Raw genomic sequence first — 17,240 nt, forward strand, 5'->3', positions numbered from 1 at the left:
CGCTTGCGCTATCCATATTTTAGCTAAGCCTGAATTGGCTTACTAGAATAAGAGCACTTTTTATATGCTGCAAGCTCTCTTGTGTTTCGGTTAGAAATAGTATCCTTTTTCGGAAACGATTTCTTGATTTTAATCGTGCCATGATTGAGATTTTGTAAGCAAAACTGTGCACATGATCACGGTATGAAAAGTAAACACTCAATTAACGAGGTTTTTAGCCAATTTTTCCGGTTTCGATGAGTTGCTGCAGAATCGGTCTCACTATGAGCTCCATTGCAAAGCTCATCTTACCGCCAGGAACCACAATGGTGTTATGGCGAGACATGAAGGAGCCATCAATCATCGCCAACAAATACGGGAAGTCGACATTCTTGATACCGCGCAGGCGGATCACCACGAAGCTTTCATCCAAGCTAGGGATGCCTTTAGCGTTAAGTGGGTTAGAAGTATCGACGGTTGGTACGCGTTGGAAGTTGATATGTGTGCGAGAAAATTGCGGGGTAATGTAGTTCAGGTAATCGTCCATCGAGCGCACGATCGAATCCATCACCGCTTCTCTTGAATGACCACGATCGCGTGTGTCACGAACGAACTTTTGAATCCATTCCAAGTTCACAATCGGCACCATGCCAATTAGAAAGTCGACGTGACGCGCCACATTGACATCACCATCTACCACGCCACCGTGTAAACCTTCGTAGAACAGCACATCGCTGTTTTCTGGCAGATCTTGCCAAGGCGTAAAGGTGCCCGGCATTTGGTTGTATGGAACGGCTTCATCAAAAGTGTGCAGATAGCGGCGCACGCTGCCAGTGCCATCTTCACCGAACTTACGGAAGAACTCTTCTAGCCCCGGAAAGTCATTGGCTTGTGGACCAAAGTAGCTGATGTGTTTGCCTTGCTCACGCGCTTTGCGGATTTCGACATCCATCTCTGGACGTGTAAAGCGGTGGAAGCTGTCACCTTCAACCCACGCTGGTTTGACGTTCATCATATTGAACATCTTGCGGAAGGCTTCAGAAGTGGTGGTAGTGCCGGCACCGGACGAACCAGTAACCGCAATGATTGGGTGTTTCGCTGACATGACAAACCTTGTCGAAAATTACTTACCTGTAAAGTGCAGCACACGTATGCTGCACGGTCGATAACCCACTATAGCACGTAACAAGCCCTTGTCATCGAGTGGGATACGGTAAAATGTGAAGGGTCTAAAACTTTGCTTTTAGTTGGATATCAACCGTTTCATGAAGCTCAGAAAATACGATGACCGCTTCGCCTTTCTCTAATTGGGTTTTGACCTGATCGATTTTACTCTGCAGTGAAACTTCGACTGAGCCGTAGTCGGTGCCTTCACGTAGCACGAATTCGCGGATCAGGTTTTCTAGTGTCTCTGGCGAAATGTCTTGCCATGGAATGATCATAAATACCTCAAACTTTTATGATGTTTAAGCGCGCCTCTTAGGTTATTGATGTCTGGCGCGCCTAGATAGTTTACTGTGTTCGTGGCACGGATACAGCAGAAAGGTACTCAGCGGCGATACTTTCGTAATAAGCCGGTAATGCTTCTTCTAACCAGAATTTAGGTTTTAATGCCGTGCCCGTCAGGAAGCCAACGTGTCCACCATGTTCATAAAGCCGATAATCAATGTTGTCTGGCAATACGAATTTTGGGATCACCTCTTCGGTCATAAACGGATCGTCTTTGGCGTGGATGATCAAGGTTGGCAAGGTGATCTGTTGCAACTTACTTAAGCCTGAACATTGATCGTAATAATCTTGTGCGTCTTTAAAACCATGCAGAGGCGCGGTGATCAAGTCATCAAATTCATACAAGCGAGTCACGCGTTTGATCGAGTTATACGACAAGGCGAGTTCACCTTGGATTAAGTCGTGCTTTTGCAGTGCATTGCGTTTGAGTGAAGAGAGCAAGTAACGTCGGTAAACTTTCGAGAAGCCCTGTTCAATACGATTGGCACATGCTGCTAAGTCCAGTGGTGCAGAGACAATGGTTGCGGCACTTAATATTGGGTCGTCTTTATACTCAGCCAAGTAGTTCGCCAGCATGTTACCGCCAAGGGAAATGCCGACCGCAACTTTAGGGTTGTTAGGGAATTGCTGATTGAGTTGCTGAAGAAAGAAACGAGCATCCGTTACTTCGCCAGAATGATAGGCGCGGGCTTTCTTGTTTGGCTTACCGCTGCAACCACGAAAGTGCATCATCACTGATAGCCAACCCGATTTAGAGAAGGCGTTCATCAAACCGTTCGCATACGGACTATAGAAGCATCCTTCTAAGCCATGAAAGAGGACGAAGATTGGTTTGTTGTGAGCGGCTTCAGAATCTGGCTGTTGTGACCACGCCAAATCTAAGAAGTCACCATCCGGTGTATCGAGTGTTTGCCAAATAGGCGTAAACAACGCTTTCTTGCGGATAAAGCGTGGCAATAGCGTCTGAAGATGCGGGTTCTTAATCCCGGCGGCTGCGAAAAATTGTGTCATACCTAACTGCTCTTATATGGTCCTTCAATGTTCGCTGAAGAACTTATTAATATAATCCTTTATAGCTTTAGTATAGATATTTTACTGGTTTATGACTGATTTATGGATATTGAATGTTTGGAACTGGAATGGAGAATGCCTGTTGCAGATGCTCTCCACCTAACTGGCGACAGTATCTCAGCGTCAGTGGTTCGCCATCATTCTTGACTAATTTGAGTGAGTTGACGCAGTCGACGAGGTCGGACTGTTGCTGTTTTTCGAGCTGTAATTCGAACTGCAATGCTTCACGATAAAGCGCGTCATTAACTTGTGATTTGAGGTGGCGACGAAGTTCACGGTAAGAGTGGAGCAGGGTTTCACTTCGACCAAGACAGCCTTGAATTAAATGCCAATCTTGCTCTTGGAAAATCACCTGCTGCTCATCGAGCCATCTGAGCAGCAGTAATAGGTTCACGTTGCCGTGGTAGTTGTTTTGCAATGATAAGCACGCTTCCTTCACTTCTCGCACACCATAAAATTGCAGACTGAACTGCCAAAGGTGTTCTAGGGTAAGAGTGTATTCTGCGTGCTCGTTTGTCATTGATTAAACTCTAGTTCCATCTGCTCGAGTGTTTCTTGGGCAGACATCCATTCCATTTCTACTTCTTCAAGATCTGCTTTGCTAGAAGCTTGAAGCGCCAACACTTCGTTAAGTTTAGCCTTGTTTTCGGCTTCATACAGCGAGTTATCCGCTAATTGCTCTTCTGCTTTCGCTAGAGCTTCACCTAACTTATCCATTTTGTTTTCTAACTGTGTCAGCGTTTTGCGAATTGGTGCGGTCTGCTTACGAAATTCTGCTTCGCGTCGCTTTTGCTCTTTTTTCGCCGCTGCACTGTTGGCGTTATCTTTAACTGGCTGAGCCGCTTGTGCTTCTTTACGCTCGGCTTTTTGTTGCTCGGTCAACCACTTGTAGTAATCACTCAAGTCACCGTCGAATGGTGCGACTTGGCGATCGTGCACAAGGTACAAATCATCTGTGGTTGCGCGCAATAGGTAACGGTCGTGCGAAACAATCACCATTGCACCTTCGAATGTTTGCAGTGCCATGGTCAGTGCTTGGCGCATGTCCAAGTCCAAGTGGTTGGTCGGTTCATCGAGTAGCAATAGGTTCGGTTTCTGCCACACAATTAATGCCAATACCAAACGTGCTTTTTCACCACCAGAAAACGGTGCGACTTTCTCAAGTGCTTTATCACCTTGGAAACCAAAGCTACCTAGGTAATCACGTAGCTGCTGCTCGGTTTGATCCGGTGCGATTTGCATCATGTGTTGCAGCGGTGTTTCTTCTGGGTGCAGTGTTTCTAGTTGGTGCTGAGCGAAGTAACCGATCTTCACGCCTTGTGAATAAGTGAGATCACCGCCTTGCGCTTTGAGCTCACCAGACAGCAATTTGATCAAGGTTGATTTACCCGCGCCGTTACGACCAAGTAGACCAATACGGCTGCCCGGCACTAAGTTAAGGCGGATCTTCTCTAAGATCAGGTTGTCACCGTAGCCTGCCGATACTTCATCCATCATCATGATTGGGTTTGGTAGGGCTGCAGGATCGCGGAACTGGAAACTAAATGGGTTATCGAACTGCGCTGGCAGTACCTTCTCCATACGCTCCAGCGCTTTAATACGGCTTTGTGCTTGGCGCGCTTTGGATGCTTTGTAACGGAAGCGGTCAATATAGCTTTGCATGTGCGACATCTGTTTCTGTTGCTTCTCGAACATCGCTTGTTGCAGCACCATCTTTTGTGCGCGTTGGTTTTCGAATGACGAGTAGTTACCCGTGTATTCGTTCAACTGCTGGTTTTCGATGTGAATGATGCGACCAACGATCGGGTCCAAGAAGTCACGGTCGTGCGAGATCAGAATCAGCGTACCAGGGTAGTTTTGTAGCCAGCGCTCTAGCCACATTACCGCGTCCAAATCCAAGTGGTTGGTTGGTTCGTCGAGTAACAGTAGATCAGAACGACACAATAGCGCTTGAGCCAAGTTAAGGCGCATACGCCAACCACCCGAGAACTGAGTCAGGTTCCAACTCATTTGCTCTTGGCTAAAGCCCAGACCATCAAGCAGTTCGGCAGCACGTGCGCGAATGCTGTAACCGCCAATGGTTTCAATTTTGCCGTGGATCTCCGCAACTAGGGTGCCGTTGTCTTTCTCTTCGGCGATCGCCAGTTGAGCTTCAAGATCGCGGAACTCACGATCACCATCAATCACGTATTCCAGTGCACTACGGTCGAGTGCTGGCGTTTCCTGTGCAACCCAAGCCAATTCCCAATGTTGAGGTTGGCTAAATGAGCCTGCATCAATCGACAGTTCATCTTTTAGTAGGGCAAACAGAGTTGATTTACCACAGCCATTTTTACCAACCAGACCCACTTTGTCGCCTGGGTGAATGGTTGCAGATGCTTGGTCTAAAAGAGGTTTACCGCCACGCAGTAACTGAATATCAGAGAAGGTAATCATAGAGTTTTAATTCACTTTGCGCAGTGCGCGTTTCTTGGTCGTTGATCTCGCGGTGAATAGTAGGGGTATTGGCGGGAAAAGTCGATCTCTGCGCTTTAATTGCATTATGCTATACAAAAAAGTATAACAAACTGATAACGATAATTTTCCCTGAGAAATCAACACAAGGACGACCATTTGGCTGTTGCTACGCCCATTCCTCCGAGGGTTCTGGTTATTTATGCTCACCCAGAACCGCAAAACTCCATTGCCAACCAAGTGATGATTAAAAAAATCGAATCACTGGGTCATGTCACCGTGCACGATCTTTATGGCGCGTACCCTGATTTCTTTATTGATGTGAACTACGAACACGATCTGCTGATGACGCACGATGTGATCGTTTTTCATCATCCTCTCTATATGTATTCCTGTCCCGCACTGTTGAAAGAGTGGATGGACCGTGTGTTGGGCAAAGGCTTTGCATTTGGTGATGGTAGCGCATTAGCGGGTAAGTACTGGCGCAGTGTGATCACTACTGGCGGTAAAGAGGATGCGTTCAGCCCGATGGGGTACAACAAATACCCACTTGAGCAAATTCTACAACCGTTTGAACTGACTGCCGCTTTATGTCAGATGCATTGGATTGAGCCTTTAGTGCTGTACTGGTCGCGCAATGTATCGGACATCGAACGTTATCAGCATGCTGAACAATATCGTCAATGGCTGAACAACCCTCTGAGAGAGTGGGATGAGCAAGGAGGTTACCATGGCGATAACCAGTGAGTTTCTTCAAAGTAGTGTGGTATTCCTTTCTGCTGCCGTTATTGCAGTGCCGATTGCCCAGCGACTTGGTCTGGGCTCTGTGCTTGGCTACCTGATTGCAGGCGTTCTAATTGGTCCTTGGGGGCTGGGGTTAATCAGTGATGTGGACGCGATTCTCCACTTCGCCGAACTCGGGGTGGTGTTGCTGCTGTTCTTAATTGGTTTGGAACTGAACCCCAAAAAGTTATGGCAGATGCGCGGACCAATCCTCGGTCTGGGTGGCGCTCAAGTTATTGTCACCACGGCGGTGATAGGCAGCATCGTCAGCCTGTTTGGATTGAGCATGCAAGTGAGCTTAGTGATCGGTATGGGCTTGGCACTCTCGTCCACCGCGATTGCACTAAAAGTGATCGAAGAACAGGGGCAAGCCGGCACGGAAACCGGACAATCTGGTTTTGCTGTGTTGCTGTTCCAAGATATTGCCGTCATCCCGATGCTCGCCATGCTGCCATTACTCGCCGGTGGTCAAAGCGGTGGTGATTGGTTAGATGCTATTTGGGTATTAGGCAGTGTGGCTGCGTTATTAGTTGGCGGTCATTTCCTCTTACGTCCTTTGTTCCGTTTTGTGGTGATGAGTGGTGTGCGAGAACTCTTCACCGTTGCCGCCCTCCTAGTCGTACTTGGTATTTCTGTTGCGATGCAAAAGCTGGGGCTGTCGATGGCACTCGGTACTTTCTTAGCGGGTGTGTTACTGGCAGAAAGTGAATACCGTCATGAACTAGAAATTGCGATTGAACCGTTTAAAGGTCTACTGCTTGGCTTGTTCTTTATTGCTGTGGGTATGGCAGTGAATCTTGGTTTATTAGCCTTGCAACCGTTCGCAATTATTGGTGCCGTGATTGCTCTCGTGGTGGTCAAAGGTTTAGTTCTGTACGTCTTGGCTCGCACTGCTCGAGTCCGTGCGAAATCGCGCAGTCGTATGGCGGCGATTTTGAGCCAAGGTGGTGAGTTTGCGTTTGTAATTTTCACCGCGGCAAGTCAAGAAGGTATCTTAACCAAGGAGCAAGTTGCCTTTTTGTTGGTGGTGGTGAGCTTGTCGATGGTGACCACGCCGCTGCTGCTCATGGGACAGAAAAAATGGTTTGCGCACACGCTTAACCAAGAAGAAGAGAGCGTCACGACCAATGTGGTGGATCGTCGACCACGTGTGATCATCGCGGGCTTTGGTCGTTTTGGTCAGATTGTCGGCCGCTTGATGTACGCCAACAAGATCAAAGTAACAGTACTAGAAAGTGACGCGAGCCAAATCCACTTGCTGCGTAAATACGGTTATAAGGTGTTTTATGGTGATGCGACTCAGATTGATTTGTTACGCGCCGCGGGAGCGGATAAAGCAGAAGCCTTAGTGATCTGTACCGACTCACCAGATGAGGTGATGGCGATTGTCGACATTTGCCGTGCGCACTTTCCGAAGTTGAAGATCCTTGCCCGTGCTCGCAGCCGCGTAGAAGCCTACCAGTTAATGAACCACGGCGTGCAAAATTACTCGCGAGAAACCTTTTTAGGCGCATTAGATCTAGGTCGCCAAGCGCTCGTAGAATTAGGCATGCACCCGTATCAAGCAAAGCGGGCAGAAGCACATTTTCGCAAGCTAGATAATGCTATGCTCAAAGACTTATTGCCTCAGCATAATGAGGATAAAGAGCTCGCTCAACGCTCGAAAGAAGCACGTAAAGAACTAGAAGAAATCTTCGGTCGTGAAATGGAAAGCGACCAACAGTCGCCAAATCATTGGAAGTAGTACCCGCGCAGCATTAGGCGGGAAAAGGAACAAAAGTGAAAGCCAAGAAACGTTTTATCGCGGGTGCAAGCTGCCCGCAATGCAGTCAGCAAGATACTCTGCGCTGGTGGATTGATAACAACATTGAGCTGGTTGAGTGTGTCGACTGCGATTATACCGAGCAGCGTAAACCGCAATCTGTAGAAAAAAATAAACACTCAGAACAAGAAATGATCGGGATTTTTAAGCCTGAGTAATTGAACTTCGTTAATTGATCCCCATAATACTATCATCTCGGTACTTAACCCCATTCTGGTTAGGTCAATTAATCTCCCTGGAGTTAGTATGAAAATTGAAAAGAACGTTGTTGCAAGCCTTGCATACAAAGTAATGTTGGAAGACGGTGTTGTTGTTGATCAATCAACTTCTGAAGCACCTCTTGATTACCTTCACGGTCACAACAACCTAATCACTGGTCTTGAGAAAGAACTAGAAGGTAAAGTGGCTGGCGACAAGTTCTCAGTAACAGTAGCTCCTGAAGATGCGTACGGCGACCACAACGATGCACTAGTGCAACGTGTTCCTGCAGACGTATTCCAAGGCGTTGACCAAATCGAAGTTGGCATGCGTTTTCTAGCAGATACTGACCAAGGTCCAATCCCTGTAGAAGTAACTGAAGTAGACGGCGACGAAGTTGTTGTAGACGGCAACCACATGCTAGCTGGTCAAACACTAACTTTCGAAGTAGAAGTTATGGCTACTCGTGAAGCGACAGCTGAAGAGATCGAACACGGTCACATCCACCAAGGTGGTGGCTGTTGTGGCGGTCACGACCACGATCACGAAGGCGGCTGCTGCGGTGGCGAAGAAAAAGCTGACGACCACGAATGTTGTGGCGGCGGCGGTTGCGGTTCTCACTAATCGCACGCTCTTCACTAGATAACGCTATCTAGCAAAGCTTTAAAAAGCGCAAGTTGAGGTTTCAACTTGCGCTTTTTGTTTATCTGGGGTGTAGTGCCAATCATACAAGGAATAACAGTTGGACAAAGCGATGACGAAACCTTTCTCGATTGCCATTCATGGCGGTGCAGGCACTATCTTGCGTGAACAGATGAGTGACGAACTGCAACAATCCATCTTGGCGGATTTAGAAGCTGCGGTAAAAGCAGGGCATCAAATCCTAGCAACAGGTGGTGAAGCCATAGATGCGGTCGTGGCGGCAGTGAAAGTGCTGGAAGACTCTCCTAATTTTAATGCGGGTAGAGGCTCGGTACTGACCCATAACGAGATGGTCGAAATGGATGCCTCTGTGATGGATGGTCGACATCAAGCCGCAGGGGCAGTCGCTGGGGTGCGTCATATCAGAAACCCCATTGAACTCGCTCGTGACGTGATGCGAAACAGCAACCATGTATTGTTGGTGGGCGAGGGCGCAGAGAAGTTTGCTTTTGAACAAGGTCATGAGTACACCGAGCAGGATTACTTCTTTACCGATCGCCGCTATGAGCAGTTGCTGTCTATGCGTGAGAAAGGACTGTTTGCTCTGTCGGAATCTCGTTACCCAGATGATCGTAAGCACGGTACGGTTGGTGCGGTGGCTTTGGACCAACAAGGCAACTTAGCCGCTGCCACCAGTACTGGTGGCGTGACCAACAAGAAATACGGTCGAGTGGGAGACTCCGCTCTGATTGGTTGTGGTACGGTGGCAGAGAATGGTGTCGTCGCGGTTTCCACTACGGGCGTCGGTGAGTTCTTTATTCGTAAACGTGTTGCGGAAGACGTTGCAGCACGCATGCGTTATTTGCAAGAAGACGTTCATACGGCGTGCGAACACATTATTCAGGGTGATTTAAAAGCAATGGGCGGCGAAGGTGGTTTGATTGCAATTGATGCTAAAGGTGAGCTGCACTTTGCGATGAACAGTTCTGGCATGTACCGAGCTGGCATCAATACGCAAGGCGAGCTGACCGTTAAAATCTACGCAGACGAATAATTTCGTCCCGCTCATTCCTAAGCAACATTTTTAAGTAGCGAATACAACAAAGCCCAGAACACGTTCTGGGCTTTATGCTATTTGAGCCTGCATTTTAATAATGCGGTGGTGGGGTTTCTTCTGACGGATCGGCTAAATTCGACGAGTCCATATTTTTCACTTTACCTACCACATATTTCATCTGATCGAGCATCTTGGTAATTTGCAGTTGTTGCTGCGACAAGGCGCCGTTCAGATCTTCAATAGTCTGTTCTTGGAACGCAAGCTGACATTCTAAGTCATTGATGCGTGCTTCCAATTGCTGAATGATTTTATCTGTCATGATCCGTTCTCTAGCTGCCAAGCTTGGGCAATGCCCGCAGAAGTGGCAGTAATTACACGTTGCTTGGAATCAAAGGCTGCATCATACACGACCGCGCGGGGAGGGCGAGTATCTTTTTTCGGCTCAACTTCAAATCCATCGACGCGTTTGCCGGTCTGGGTTTCCCACACCATCACACGACCTGAAGGTGTGCCAGTTACTAACAAGCTGCCATCATCGGAGAAGCGCGCCGTCGAAAAGATTAACTGACGAGACCAACTGCTCAGTTGCGTGACTTCTTCACCCGTCTCTAAATTCCAGATGATGGCTTGGTTGCCACCGTCTGAGGTCATGGCCAGTTTGCCATCTCTCTGTAAAGCGACTCTGACTACGCGTTGGTCGTGCTCAAAGGTACGCAATACCAGCCCTGTTTCGGTATCCCACAGATACGCTTTGTAGTCGTTGCCACCTGTGAGAGCGAAGCGACCGTTGGGCGAGATAGCGACAGAATTGACTTTTTCTTGGTGCGCAAGGAACTCTAGCCGACGACCAGTGACTAAGTTGACGTAAATCGCTTTACCGTTGGACAGTCCAAGTAATACCTGTTCACCGTTACTGGTGATATCAACGTCTCGAATCAGCGCGTCATCGATAGACCACAGCCCTTCAGCTTGAGTCCATCCGAGATCCCACACAGCGAAGTTCATTTGGCTTGCTGTGACTGCATAACGACCATTGTCTGAAATGCGAATATGGGAGACCACGTTGGCGGCTTGATCGAGTTCACCCAGCTTTGCGAGTTGTTTGTTTTGCTCCAAATCCCAAAGAACCAATTGGTGCTCTTTGGAGTACAGCAGCGCAAATCGACCATCTCGGCTGAGCGCAAAGCTGGTGGAACCTTGTGGTTCGAGTGACCAACGTTGAACATCACGATCGGTAAAAAAGCATCCATTTAACGTGGTGATGACAATTAAATATAGGAATAAATGAGAAATTCTTTGCATCACATCTAATAATCCGGTTTGTGTCTTAAGACATATAGCTAGTATATTGGTATAACGATTGTCTTCACTAGTCTCATAGAAGATTTGTGCACAACAACCAGTGGCTAAGCCATTATTGGGAGAATTTAATGAAATCAGTTTTAAAAGTGTCGCTACTTGCTGCAACAGTAATGCTAGCGGTAGGTTGTCAAAAAGAAGAAACAAAACCAGAAGCAGCACCTCAAGCAGAACAAGTTCAAGCAGAAACTGGTAAAGCAGTTCACTTTAAAACAGACGATGACAAAGCGGCTTACGCGATCGGTGTTTCATTTGCTAACTACCTAAGCACTAGCATTGAAAAACCAAGCGAAATTGGCATCAACCTAAACAAAGACCTAGTTCTTAAAGGTATCGAAGACGTATTTAAAGATAAAGCAGCGCTAAACGAAGAAGAAACTCGTGCCGCTCTAGAATCTCTAGACAAGCGTGTTGCAGAAACTATGCAAAAGCAAGCGGCTGAGAAAGCAGCTGAAGCGAAGAAAGCTGGTGATGACTTCCGTGCGGAATTCGAGAAGCAAGAAGGCGTAGTGAAGACAGAATCTGGTCTTCTATACAAAGTTGAAACACCGGCTGAAGGCGAGAAGCCAAAAGACACCGACACAGTTCAAGTACACTACAAAGGTACTCTGATCGACGGTACTCAATTCGACAGCTCTTACGATCGTGGTGAACCAGCAACGTTCCCACTAAACCGCGTAATCCCAGGTTGGACTGAAGGTGTTCAGCTAATGCCTGTAGGTTCTAAGTTCAAATTCGTTATCCCGCCAGAGCTAGCATACGGTGACCAAGACACACCGAGCATTCCTGCTAACTCAACGCTAGTATTCGAAGTTGAGCTACTAAAAATTGAGAACGACAACGCTGCTCAATAATTATCCTTAGCGATAACTCGATGAAAAAAGGTCCGTTTTACGGGCCTTTTTTGTTCTAGGTCACTAGTTGGTGAGTTTGCTAGGTTGCCTTTCAAATTTTCTGATAAACTTACACCAATTTGTTGATTTTTCGCTCGAAGGCTTATGACAACTACAGAAACAATAAATGCGGAAATGTTGCTCGAAATGGAATCTGTCAACGTGATGCCATTTACCGAGCACGATAAAATCATCTTGAGATCTTACGAAGCGGTCGTTGACGGCATTGCCAGTCTTATTGGTCCGTTCTGTGAGATCGTTCTTCACTCACTGGAAGACCTCAATACCTCTGCAATCAAAATCGCTAACGGTGAGAACACCGGTCGTCAGGTAGGTTCTCCTATCACTGACTTAGCACTTAAGATGCTGAAAGACATCGAAGGTTCTGAGCGTAACTTCTCACGTTCGTACTTCACCCGCGCTAAAGGCGGCGTATTAATGAAGTCGATCACCGTTGCTATTCGTAACGGCGAAAACCGTGTGATTGGTTTGCTTTGTATCAACGTCAACCTTGATGCGCCTTTCTCTCAAGTGCTGCAATCTTTCATGCCAACGCAAGAAGCGAAAGAAGCGGCGTCATCCGTTAACTTCGCAAGTGATGTTGAAGAACTCGTAGACCAAACGGTTGAGCGTACGATTGAAGAGATCAACGCCGACAAATCCGTCTCGAACAACACCAAAAACCGTCAGATAGTGATGGAACTGTACGACAAAGGTATTTTCGATATCAAAGACGCTATCAACCGTGTCGCAGATCGCCTGAATATCTCTAAACACACCGTTTACCTATACATTCGTCAGCGTAAGACTGAGGACGAATAAGCGTGAGTGGATTAACTTACACGCTGGTAGTGAACGGGCCGGTTTACGGCAGTCAATCGGCGCGCAGCGCATATCAATTCGCACAAGCGGTAATTGAACAAGGACATACTCTGGTGAGTGTGTTCTTTTACCAAGATGGCGTCACTAATGGTACGGCTTTGAGCGTGCCTGCCAACGACGAGTTTGACCTAACCAAAGCATGGCAATCACTCGCACAGCAACACGATGTTCGTCTGGAAACCTGCGTAGCAGCCGCTTTGCGTCGCGGCATCATCAGCGAAGATGAGGCGAATCAACATGGTCTTGAGCAGAACAACCTAGCGACAGGGTTCGAGCAAGCCGGTTTGGGGAGCTTAGCCGAAGCCATGTTAACGCAAGATAGAGTGGTGCAGTTTTGAGTCAGTTAACTTACCTATTTCGTAGCGCGCCTCATGGTAACAATGCAGGGCGTGAAGGTGTGGATGCGCTGTTAGCAGCGTCTGCGTACTGTGAAGACATCACCGTTCTATTTGTTGGGGATGGTGTGTATCAGTTACTGCTTGGACAAGAGCCTAAAGGCATCTTAAGCAAAGACTACGCTCCAATGTTGAAGTTGTTCGACTTGTACGACATTGAGCAAGTGTTTGTTTGTGCCGATTCGCTTGCCGAGCGTGGCTTGGCTCAAGCCGATTTAGTCATTGATGCAGAGACGCTAAATACAGAGCAACTAAAAGCTCAACTACAACAAGCGGGCAAACTGCTGTCATTCTGAGGAAGCCATGTTACATATCATCAAATCCGTAGCTGCATTAGACGATGCAATGGCACTGTACAGTGAGCAAGATGATGTCTTGTTGATTGAAGATGCCGTGTACGCTGCGAACCCTCAGCATAAGGCATTCAGCAAGGTAAAAGGTCCATCAATGTTTGCGCTGCAAAGCGATATTGAAGCCCGCGGCATGAGCAATCGTATCAGCCCATCTATTGAGGTGATTGGCTATGCTGGCTTTGTTGAACTAACAGCAAAACAAGCCAAATCTCTGACTTGGGATTAACCCTTCTTTCCTGTCGATTGAGCTTTACGGATTAATTGCCCTAATTGAACAAAAAAGATCCGTATATTTCTTGACACACCTCTCACTGCTGCATAGAATTTTGCGTCCCTAACTGCCAACCGCTGTTAGGGATAGATTTTTCACAAAGCTTACTTTCAAGTAAATCAGGAGCTAGTTAATGGCAACTATTAACCAGTTGGTACGTAAGCCACGTGCAAAGCAAGTTGTTAAAAGCAACGTGCCTGCACTAGAAGCGTGCCCACAAAAACGTGGTGTATGTACTCGTGTTTACACTACTACACCTAAAAAACCTAACTCAGCACTTCGTAAAGTTTGTCGTGTACGTCTGACAAACGGCTTCGAAGTTACATCGTACATCGGCGGTGAAGGTCACAACCTTCAAGAGCACAGTGTTGTACTAATCCGTGGCGGTCGTGTAAAAGACCTTCCGGGTGTACGTTACCACACTGTTCGCGGTGCACTTGACTGTGCTGGCGTTAACGACCGTAAACAAGGTCGTTCTAAGTACGGTGTGAAGCGTCCTAAGTCTTAATGGATTCCGTTAAGTAAGGCCAAACACTAAATTATTTTTAATTTTTTGAAAAAACTGAAAAGTTTTGGATAAAACCTGAAGAAGACAACGGAGAAAATCCATGCCACGTCGTCGCGTCATTGGTCAGCGTAAGATCCTTCCAGATCCAAAGTTCAAATCTGAACTGCTGGCAAAATTCGTTAACATCCTAATGGTTGACGGTAAAAAATCTACTGCAGAAAAAATCGTTTACACTGCACTAGATTCTATGGCTGAAAAGTCTGGTAAAGACCACTTAGCTATTTTTGAAGAAGCTCTTGAAAATGTTCGCCCAGCGGTAGAAGTTAAATCTCGCCGTGTAGGTGGTTCAACTTACCAAGTACCTGTAGAAGTACGTCCGGTTCGCCGTAACGCACTTGCTATGCGTTGGTTGGTTGAAGCTGCGCGTAAGCGTGGTGAAAAATCTATGGCTCAACGCCTAGCTGCTGAAATGCTAGACGCGTCTGAGAACAAAGGTACTGCGGTTAAGAAACGTGAAGACGTTCACCGCATGGCTGACGCAAACAAAGCGTTCGCTCATTACCGTTGGTAATACCTTTTCAGTGCTGCAAGGTTCCTTGCAGCACTTCTTTAGTTCCTATGCCTATGCTAGGAACTATTGCTATATCTAGGGGATAGTATTTTTTAGTTATAGCAATAGTCCCTATCTCTAAGTTAAGAGGATTCAATCGTGGCTCGCAAAACTCCTATTGAGCGCTACCGTAACATCGGTATCTGTGCTCACGTAGATGCAGGTAAAACAACCACTACTGAACGTATTCTGTTCTACACTGGTCTGTCTCATAAAATCGGTGAAGTTCACGATGGCGCAGCAACCATGGACTGGATGGAGCAGGAGCAAGAACGTGGTATCACAATCACGTCTGCGGCGACTACTACCTTCTGGCGTGGTATGGAAGCACAATTCCAAGAGCACCGCGTTAACATCATCGACACTCCTGGACACGTTGACTTTACTATCGAAGTAGAGCGTTCTCTACGCGTACTTGATGGTGCAGTTGTTGTGTTCTGTGGTTCATCTGGTGTTGAACCTCAGTCTGAAACTGTATGGCGTCAAGCTGACAAGTACCACGTTCCACGTATGGTATTTGTTAACAAGATGGACCGTGCAGGCGCTGACTTCCTACGCGTTGTGGACCAAATTAAAAACCGTCTTGGTGCGAATCCTGTTCCAATCCAACTAAACGTTGGTGCAGAAGATGATTTCCGTGGTGTTATCGACCTTATCAAGATGAAGATGATCAACTGGAATGAAGCCGACCAAGGTATGTCGTTCACATACGACGAAATTCCAGCTGACATGCAAGAGCTTGCAGAAGAATGGCGCAACAACCTAGTTGAAGCGGCAGCAGAAGCAACTGAAGAGCTAATGGACAAGTACCTTGAAGAAGGTGAACTGTCTGAAGCAGAGATCAAACAAGCTCTACGTACTCGTACACTAAACAACGAAATCGTACTGGCTACTTGTGGTAGTGCGTTCAAAAACAAAGGTGTTCAAGCAGTACTAGACGCAGTGATCGAGTTCTTGCCATCGCCAATCGACGTACCTGCAATTAAAGGTATCGACGAAAGAGAGAACGAAGTTGAGCGTCACGCAGACGACAACGAACCGTTCTCAGCACTAGCATTCAAGATCGCGACTGACCCATTCGTGGGCACGCTAACTTTCATGCGCGTTTACTCAGGTGTTGTGAACTCAGGTGATGCTGTTTACAACTCAGTAAAAGACAAGAAAGAGCGTTTCGGTCGTATCGTTCAGATGCATGCGAACAAGCGTGAAGAAGTAAAAGAAGTTCGCGCTGGTGATATCGCAGCTGCTATCGGTCTGAAAGACGTTACAACAGGTGACACACTATGTGACCAGAACCACAAAGTGATTCTAGAGCGCATGGAATTCCCTGAACCTGTAATTCAGATCGCTGTAGAACCTCGTTCTAAAGCAGACCAAGAGAAAATGGGTATCGCGCTAGGTAAACTGGCAGCGGAAGACCCATCATTCCGCGTGGAAACGGATGACGAAACAGGTCAGACTCTGATCTCTGGTATGGGTGAGCTTCACCTAGATATCATCGTTGACCGTATGAAGCGTGAATTCAGCGTTGACTGTAACGTTGGTAAACCTCAGGTTGCTTACCGTGAAACCATTCGTGGTAAAGCGGAAGTAGAAGGCAAGTTCGTTCGTCAATCTGGCGGTCGCGGTCAATACGGTCACGTATGGATCAAACTTGAACCTTCAGAGCCTGGTGAAGGTTTCGTATTCGTAGACGAGATTGTGGGTGGTGTGGTTCCTAAGGAATACATCAGCTCGGTATCGAAAGGTATCGAAGAACAAATGAATAGTGGTGTTCTAGCGGGTTACCCTGTTCTAGATATTAAAGCAACACTATTTGACGGTTCTTACCACGATGTTGACTCAAGCGAGATGGCGTTCAAGATCGCTGGCTCGATGGCATTCAAGAAAGGTGCACTAGAAGCACAACCTGTGATTCTAGAACCAATGATGAATGTTGAAGTAACTACGCCGGAAGATTGGATGGGTGACGTTGTTGGTGACCTAAACCGCCGCCGCGGTATGATCGAAGGTATGGATGAAGGTGTGGCTGGTCTTAAGATCATTCGTGCTCAAGTTCCACTATCTGAGATGTTTGGTTACGCAACTGACCTACGTTCTGCAACTCAAGGCCGTGCGTCTTACTCTATGGAGTTTAACGAGTACGCTGAAGTACCGAAAAACTTCGCAGATAAAATCATTGCAGACCGTGGTTACTAATTAAAACGCTTTGAGCTGAAAAAAAGTCCAGCTTTTTTTAAAGATCAATGCGTCCAAATATTGCGCTAACAGGCGTTGGCGCATAAAATAACAATTTCTGGCGCGTCGAGATCAATAATGATCACGGCGAATCATAACTAGGAAGGAACACGATTGTGTCTAAAGAAAAATTTGAACGTGTAAAACCGCACGTAAACGTTGGTACTATCGGCCACGTTGACCACGGTAAAACTACTCTAACTGCAGCTATCTGTA

The 17,240-nt window shown here is 47.0% G+C and carries 21 protein-coding genes; 14 read left to right on the top strand and 7 right to left on the bottom strand.

All coding sequences use genetic code 11. The annotated features are described in order from the left end of the window. Positions 1-214: 214 nt before the first annotated feature. From MHO32_RS21705 to MHO32_RS21725, 5 genes are all read right to left on the bottom strand, one after another. Positions 215-1,084, bottom strand: coding sequence for a phosphoribulokinase (locus MHO32_RS21705; RefSeq protein WP_005438358.1), 870 nt, complete (start codon positions 1,082-1,084; stop codon positions 215-217). A gap of 124 nt (positions 1,085-1,208) precedes the next feature. Next, positions 1,209-1,421 (bottom strand): YheU family protein, encoded by a 213-nt coding sequence (locus tag MHO32_RS21710; RefSeq protein WP_005451451.1) that lies wholly within the window; start codon positions 1,419-1,421, stop codon positions 1,209-1,211. A 70-nt stretch (positions 1,422-1,491) separates the two neighbouring features. Continuing rightward, entirely contained in the window at positions 1,492-2,499 is a 1,008-nt protein-coding gene (locus MHO32_RS21715) for a hydrolase (RefSeq protein WP_009700452.1), read from the bottom strand. A 100-nt stretch (positions 2,500-2,599) separates the two neighbouring features. After that, positions 2,600-3,079 carry a TIGR02444 family protein gene (locus tag MHO32_RS21720; protein WP_239213905.1) on the bottom strand — a complete coding sequence of 160 codons (480 nt, stop codon included), beginning with the start codon at positions 3,077-3,079 and terminating at the stop codon, positions 2,600-2,602. Beyond that, positions 3,076-4,995, bottom strand: coding sequence for an ABC transporter ATP-binding protein (locus MHO32_RS21725; RefSeq protein ID WP_050936206.1), 1,920 nt, complete (start codon positions 4,993-4,995; stop codon positions 3,076-3,078). The genes MHO32_RS21720 and MHO32_RS21725 overlap by 4 nt, the downstream gene beginning before the upstream one ends. 177 nt (positions 4,996-5,172) lie before the next feature. Here MHO32_RS21725 and kefG point away from each other — a divergent pair, with 177 nt between their 5' ends. From kefG to MHO32_RS21750, 5 genes are all read left to right on the top strand, one after another. Then, on the top strand, positions 5,173-5,760 hold the full coding sequence (gene kefG / locus MHO32_RS21730) for a glutathione-regulated potassium-efflux system ancillary protein KefG (RefSeq protein WP_009697547.1): 588 nt from the start codon (positions 5,173-5,175) through the stop codon (positions 5,758-5,760). After that, positions 5,744-7,540: a glutathione-regulated potassium-efflux system protein KefB gene (gene kefB / locus MHO32_RS21735; protein WP_005451461.1), complete on the top strand. Its 1,797-nt coding sequence runs from the start codon at positions 5,744-5,746 to the stop codon at positions 7,538-7,540. The genes kefG and kefB overlap by 17 nt, the downstream gene beginning before the upstream one ends. 35 nt (positions 7,541-7,575) lie before the next feature. Continuing rightward, positions 7,576-7,776: a YheV family putative zinc ribbon protein gene (locus MHO32_RS21740; RefSeq protein ID WP_005432753.1), complete on the top strand. Its 201-nt coding sequence runs from the start codon at positions 7,576-7,578 to the stop codon at positions 7,774-7,776. Between the two features lie 88 nt (positions 7,777-7,864). Then, the gene (gene slyD, locus MHO32_RS21745) at positions 7,865-8,440 is read left to right on the top strand and encodes a peptidylprolyl isomerase (protein ID WP_005432768.1); all 576 of its coding nucleotides are present in this window, start codon (positions 7,865-7,867) and stop codon (positions 8,438-8,440) included. Between the two features lie 130 nt (positions 8,441-8,570). Beyond that, on the top strand, positions 8,571-9,512 hold the full coding sequence (locus MHO32_RS21750) for an isoaspartyl peptidase/L-asparaginase family protein (RefSeq protein ID WP_053049273.1): 942 nt from the start codon (positions 8,571-8,573) through the stop codon (positions 9,510-9,512). A gap of 94 nt (positions 9,513-9,606) precedes the next feature. On the opposite strand, the gene MHO32_RS21755 is transcribed toward MHO32_RS21750, so the two are convergent. Together MHO32_RS21755 and MHO32_RS21760 are read right to left on the bottom strand one after the other, a co-directional pair. Further along, the gene (locus tag MHO32_RS21755) at positions 9,607-9,834 is read right to left on the bottom strand and encodes a SlyX family protein (protein WP_005451463.1); all 228 of its coding nucleotides are present in this window, start codon (positions 9,832-9,834) and stop codon (positions 9,607-9,609) included. Further along, on the bottom strand, positions 9,831-10,817 hold the full coding sequence (locus tag MHO32_RS21760; protein ID WP_239213911.1) for a WD40 repeat domain-containing protein: 987 nt from the start codon (positions 10,815-10,817) through the stop codon (positions 9,831-9,833). The genes MHO32_RS21755 and MHO32_RS21760 overlap by 4 nt, the downstream gene beginning before the upstream one ends. Before the next feature lie 128 nt (positions 10,818-10,945). Here MHO32_RS21760 and fkpA point away from each other — a divergent pair, with 128 nt between their 5' ends. The 9 genes from fkpA to MHO32_RS21805 form a co-directional block, all read left to right on the top strand. Next, positions 10,946-11,728 carry an FKBP-type peptidyl-prolyl cis-trans isomerase gene (gene fkpA, locus MHO32_RS21765; protein ID WP_005451465.1) on the top strand — a complete coding sequence of 261 codons (783 nt, stop codon included), beginning with the start codon at positions 10,946-10,948 and terminating at the stop codon, positions 11,726-11,728. Between the two features lie 144 nt (positions 11,729-11,872). Further along, positions 11,873-12,589, top strand: a complete 717-nt coding sequence (locus MHO32_RS21770; RefSeq protein WP_005438378.1) for a helix-turn-helix transcriptional regulator — start codon at positions 11,873-11,875, stop codon at positions 12,587-12,589. 2 nt (positions 12,590-12,591) lie between these two features. After that, a complete protein-coding gene (tusD, locus tag MHO32_RS21775; protein WP_005438379.1) occupies positions 12,592-12,987 on the top strand; it encodes a sulfurtransferase complex subunit TusD in 396 nt (131 codons plus the stop codon). Further along, positions 12,984-13,340 carry a sulfurtransferase complex subunit TusC gene (tusC, locus tag MHO32_RS21780; RefSeq protein WP_053049256.1) on the top strand — a complete coding sequence of 119 codons (357 nt, stop codon included), beginning with the start codon at positions 12,984-12,986 and terminating at the stop codon, positions 13,338-13,340. Before tusD ends, tusC begins: the two co-directional genes overlap by 4 nt. A gap of 7 nt (positions 13,341-13,347) precedes the next feature. Then, positions 13,348-13,623, top strand: coding sequence for a sulfurtransferase complex subunit TusB (tusB, locus tag MHO32_RS21785; RefSeq protein ID WP_029789491.1), 276 nt, complete (start codon positions 13,348-13,350; stop codon positions 13,621-13,623). Positions 13,624-13,801: 178 nt separating this feature from the next. Next, positions 13,802-14,176 carry a 30S ribosomal protein S12 gene (gene rpsL, locus MHO32_RS21790; RefSeq protein WP_004399892.1) on the top strand — a complete coding sequence of 125 codons (375 nt, stop codon included), beginning with the start codon at positions 13,802-13,804 and terminating at the stop codon, positions 14,174-14,176. Positions 14,177-14,276: 100 nt separating this feature from the next. Then, entirely contained in the window at positions 14,277-14,747 is a 471-nt protein-coding gene (gene rpsG, locus MHO32_RS21795; RefSeq protein ID WP_005438390.1) for a 30S ribosomal protein S7, read from the top strand. 138 nt (positions 14,748-14,885) lie between these two features. Further along, on the top strand, positions 14,886-16,985 hold the full coding sequence (fusA, locus tag MHO32_RS21800; protein ID WP_005451470.1) for an elongation factor G: 2,100 nt from the start codon (positions 14,886-14,888) through the stop codon (positions 16,983-16,985). 155 nt (positions 16,986-17,140) lie between these two features. Further along, positions 17,141-17,240, top strand: a 100-nt coding sequence (locus MHO32_RS21805; RefSeq protein WP_139299542.1) for a GTP-binding protein, incomplete at its 3' end; no start/stop codon positions are given.

Source organism: Vibrio sp. MMH1-50 (assembly GCF_022347645.1).
Lineage (GTDB): Bacteria > Pseudomonadota > Gammaproteobacteria > Enterobacterales > Vibrionaceae > Vibrio > Vibrio harveyi.

Bases quoted from the DNA above. Each gene is read 5' to 3' on its own strand.
- MHO32_RS21705 (WP_005438358.1), bottom strand. From the start codon at position 1,084: ATGTCAGCGAAACACCCAATCATTGCGGTTACTGGTTCGTCCGGTGCC.
- MHO32_RS21710 (WP_005451451.1), bottom strand. From the start codon at position 1,421: ATGATCATTCCATGGCAAGACATTTCGCCAGAGACACTAGAAAACCTG.
- MHO32_RS21715 (WP_009700452.1), bottom strand. From the start codon at position 2,499: ATGACACAATTTTTCGCAGCCGCCGGGATTAAGAACCCGCATCTTCAG.
- MHO32_RS21720 (WP_239213905.1), bottom strand. From the start codon at position 3,079: ATGACAAACGAGCACGCAGAATACACTCTTACCCTAGAACACCTTTGG.
- MHO32_RS21725 (WP_050936206.1), bottom strand. From the start codon at position 4,995: ATGATTACCTTCTCTGATATTCAGTTACTGCGTGGCGGTAAACCTCTT.
- kefB (WP_005451461.1), top strand. From the start codon at position 5,744: ATGGCGATAACCAGTGAGTTTCTTCAAAGTAGTGTGGTATTCCTTTCT.
- slyD (WP_005432768.1), top strand. From the start codon at position 7,865: ATGAAAATTGAAAAGAACGTTGTTGCAAGCCTTGCATACAAAGTAATG.
- MHO32_RS21750 (WP_053049273.1), top strand. From the start codon at position 8,571: ATGACGAAACCTTTCTCGATTGCCATTCATGGCGGTGCAGGCACTATC.
- MHO32_RS21755 (WP_005451463.1), bottom strand. From the start codon at position 9,834: ATGACAGATAAAATCATTCAGCAATTGGAAGCACGCATCAATGACTTA.
- MHO32_RS21760 (WP_239213911.1), bottom strand. From the start codon at position 10,817: ATGCAAAGAATTTCTCATTTATTCCTATATTTAATTGTCATCACCACG.
- fkpA (WP_005451465.1), top strand. From the start codon at position 10,946: ATGAAATCAGTTTTAAAAGTGTCGCTACTTGCTGCAACAGTAATGCTA.
- MHO32_RS21770 (WP_005438378.1), top strand. From the start codon at position 11,873: ATGACAACTACAGAAACAATAAATGCGGAAATGTTGCTCGAAATGGAA.
- tusB (WP_029789491.1), top strand. From the start codon at position 13,348: ATGTTACATATCATCAAATCCGTAGCTGCATTAGACGATGCAATGGCA.
- rpsL (WP_004399892.1), top strand. From the start codon at position 13,802: ATGGCAACTATTAACCAGTTGGTACGTAAGCCACGTGCAAAGCAAGTT.
- rpsG (WP_005438390.1), top strand. From the start codon at position 14,277: ATGCCACGTCGTCGCGTCATTGGTCAGCGTAAGATCCTTCCAGATCCA.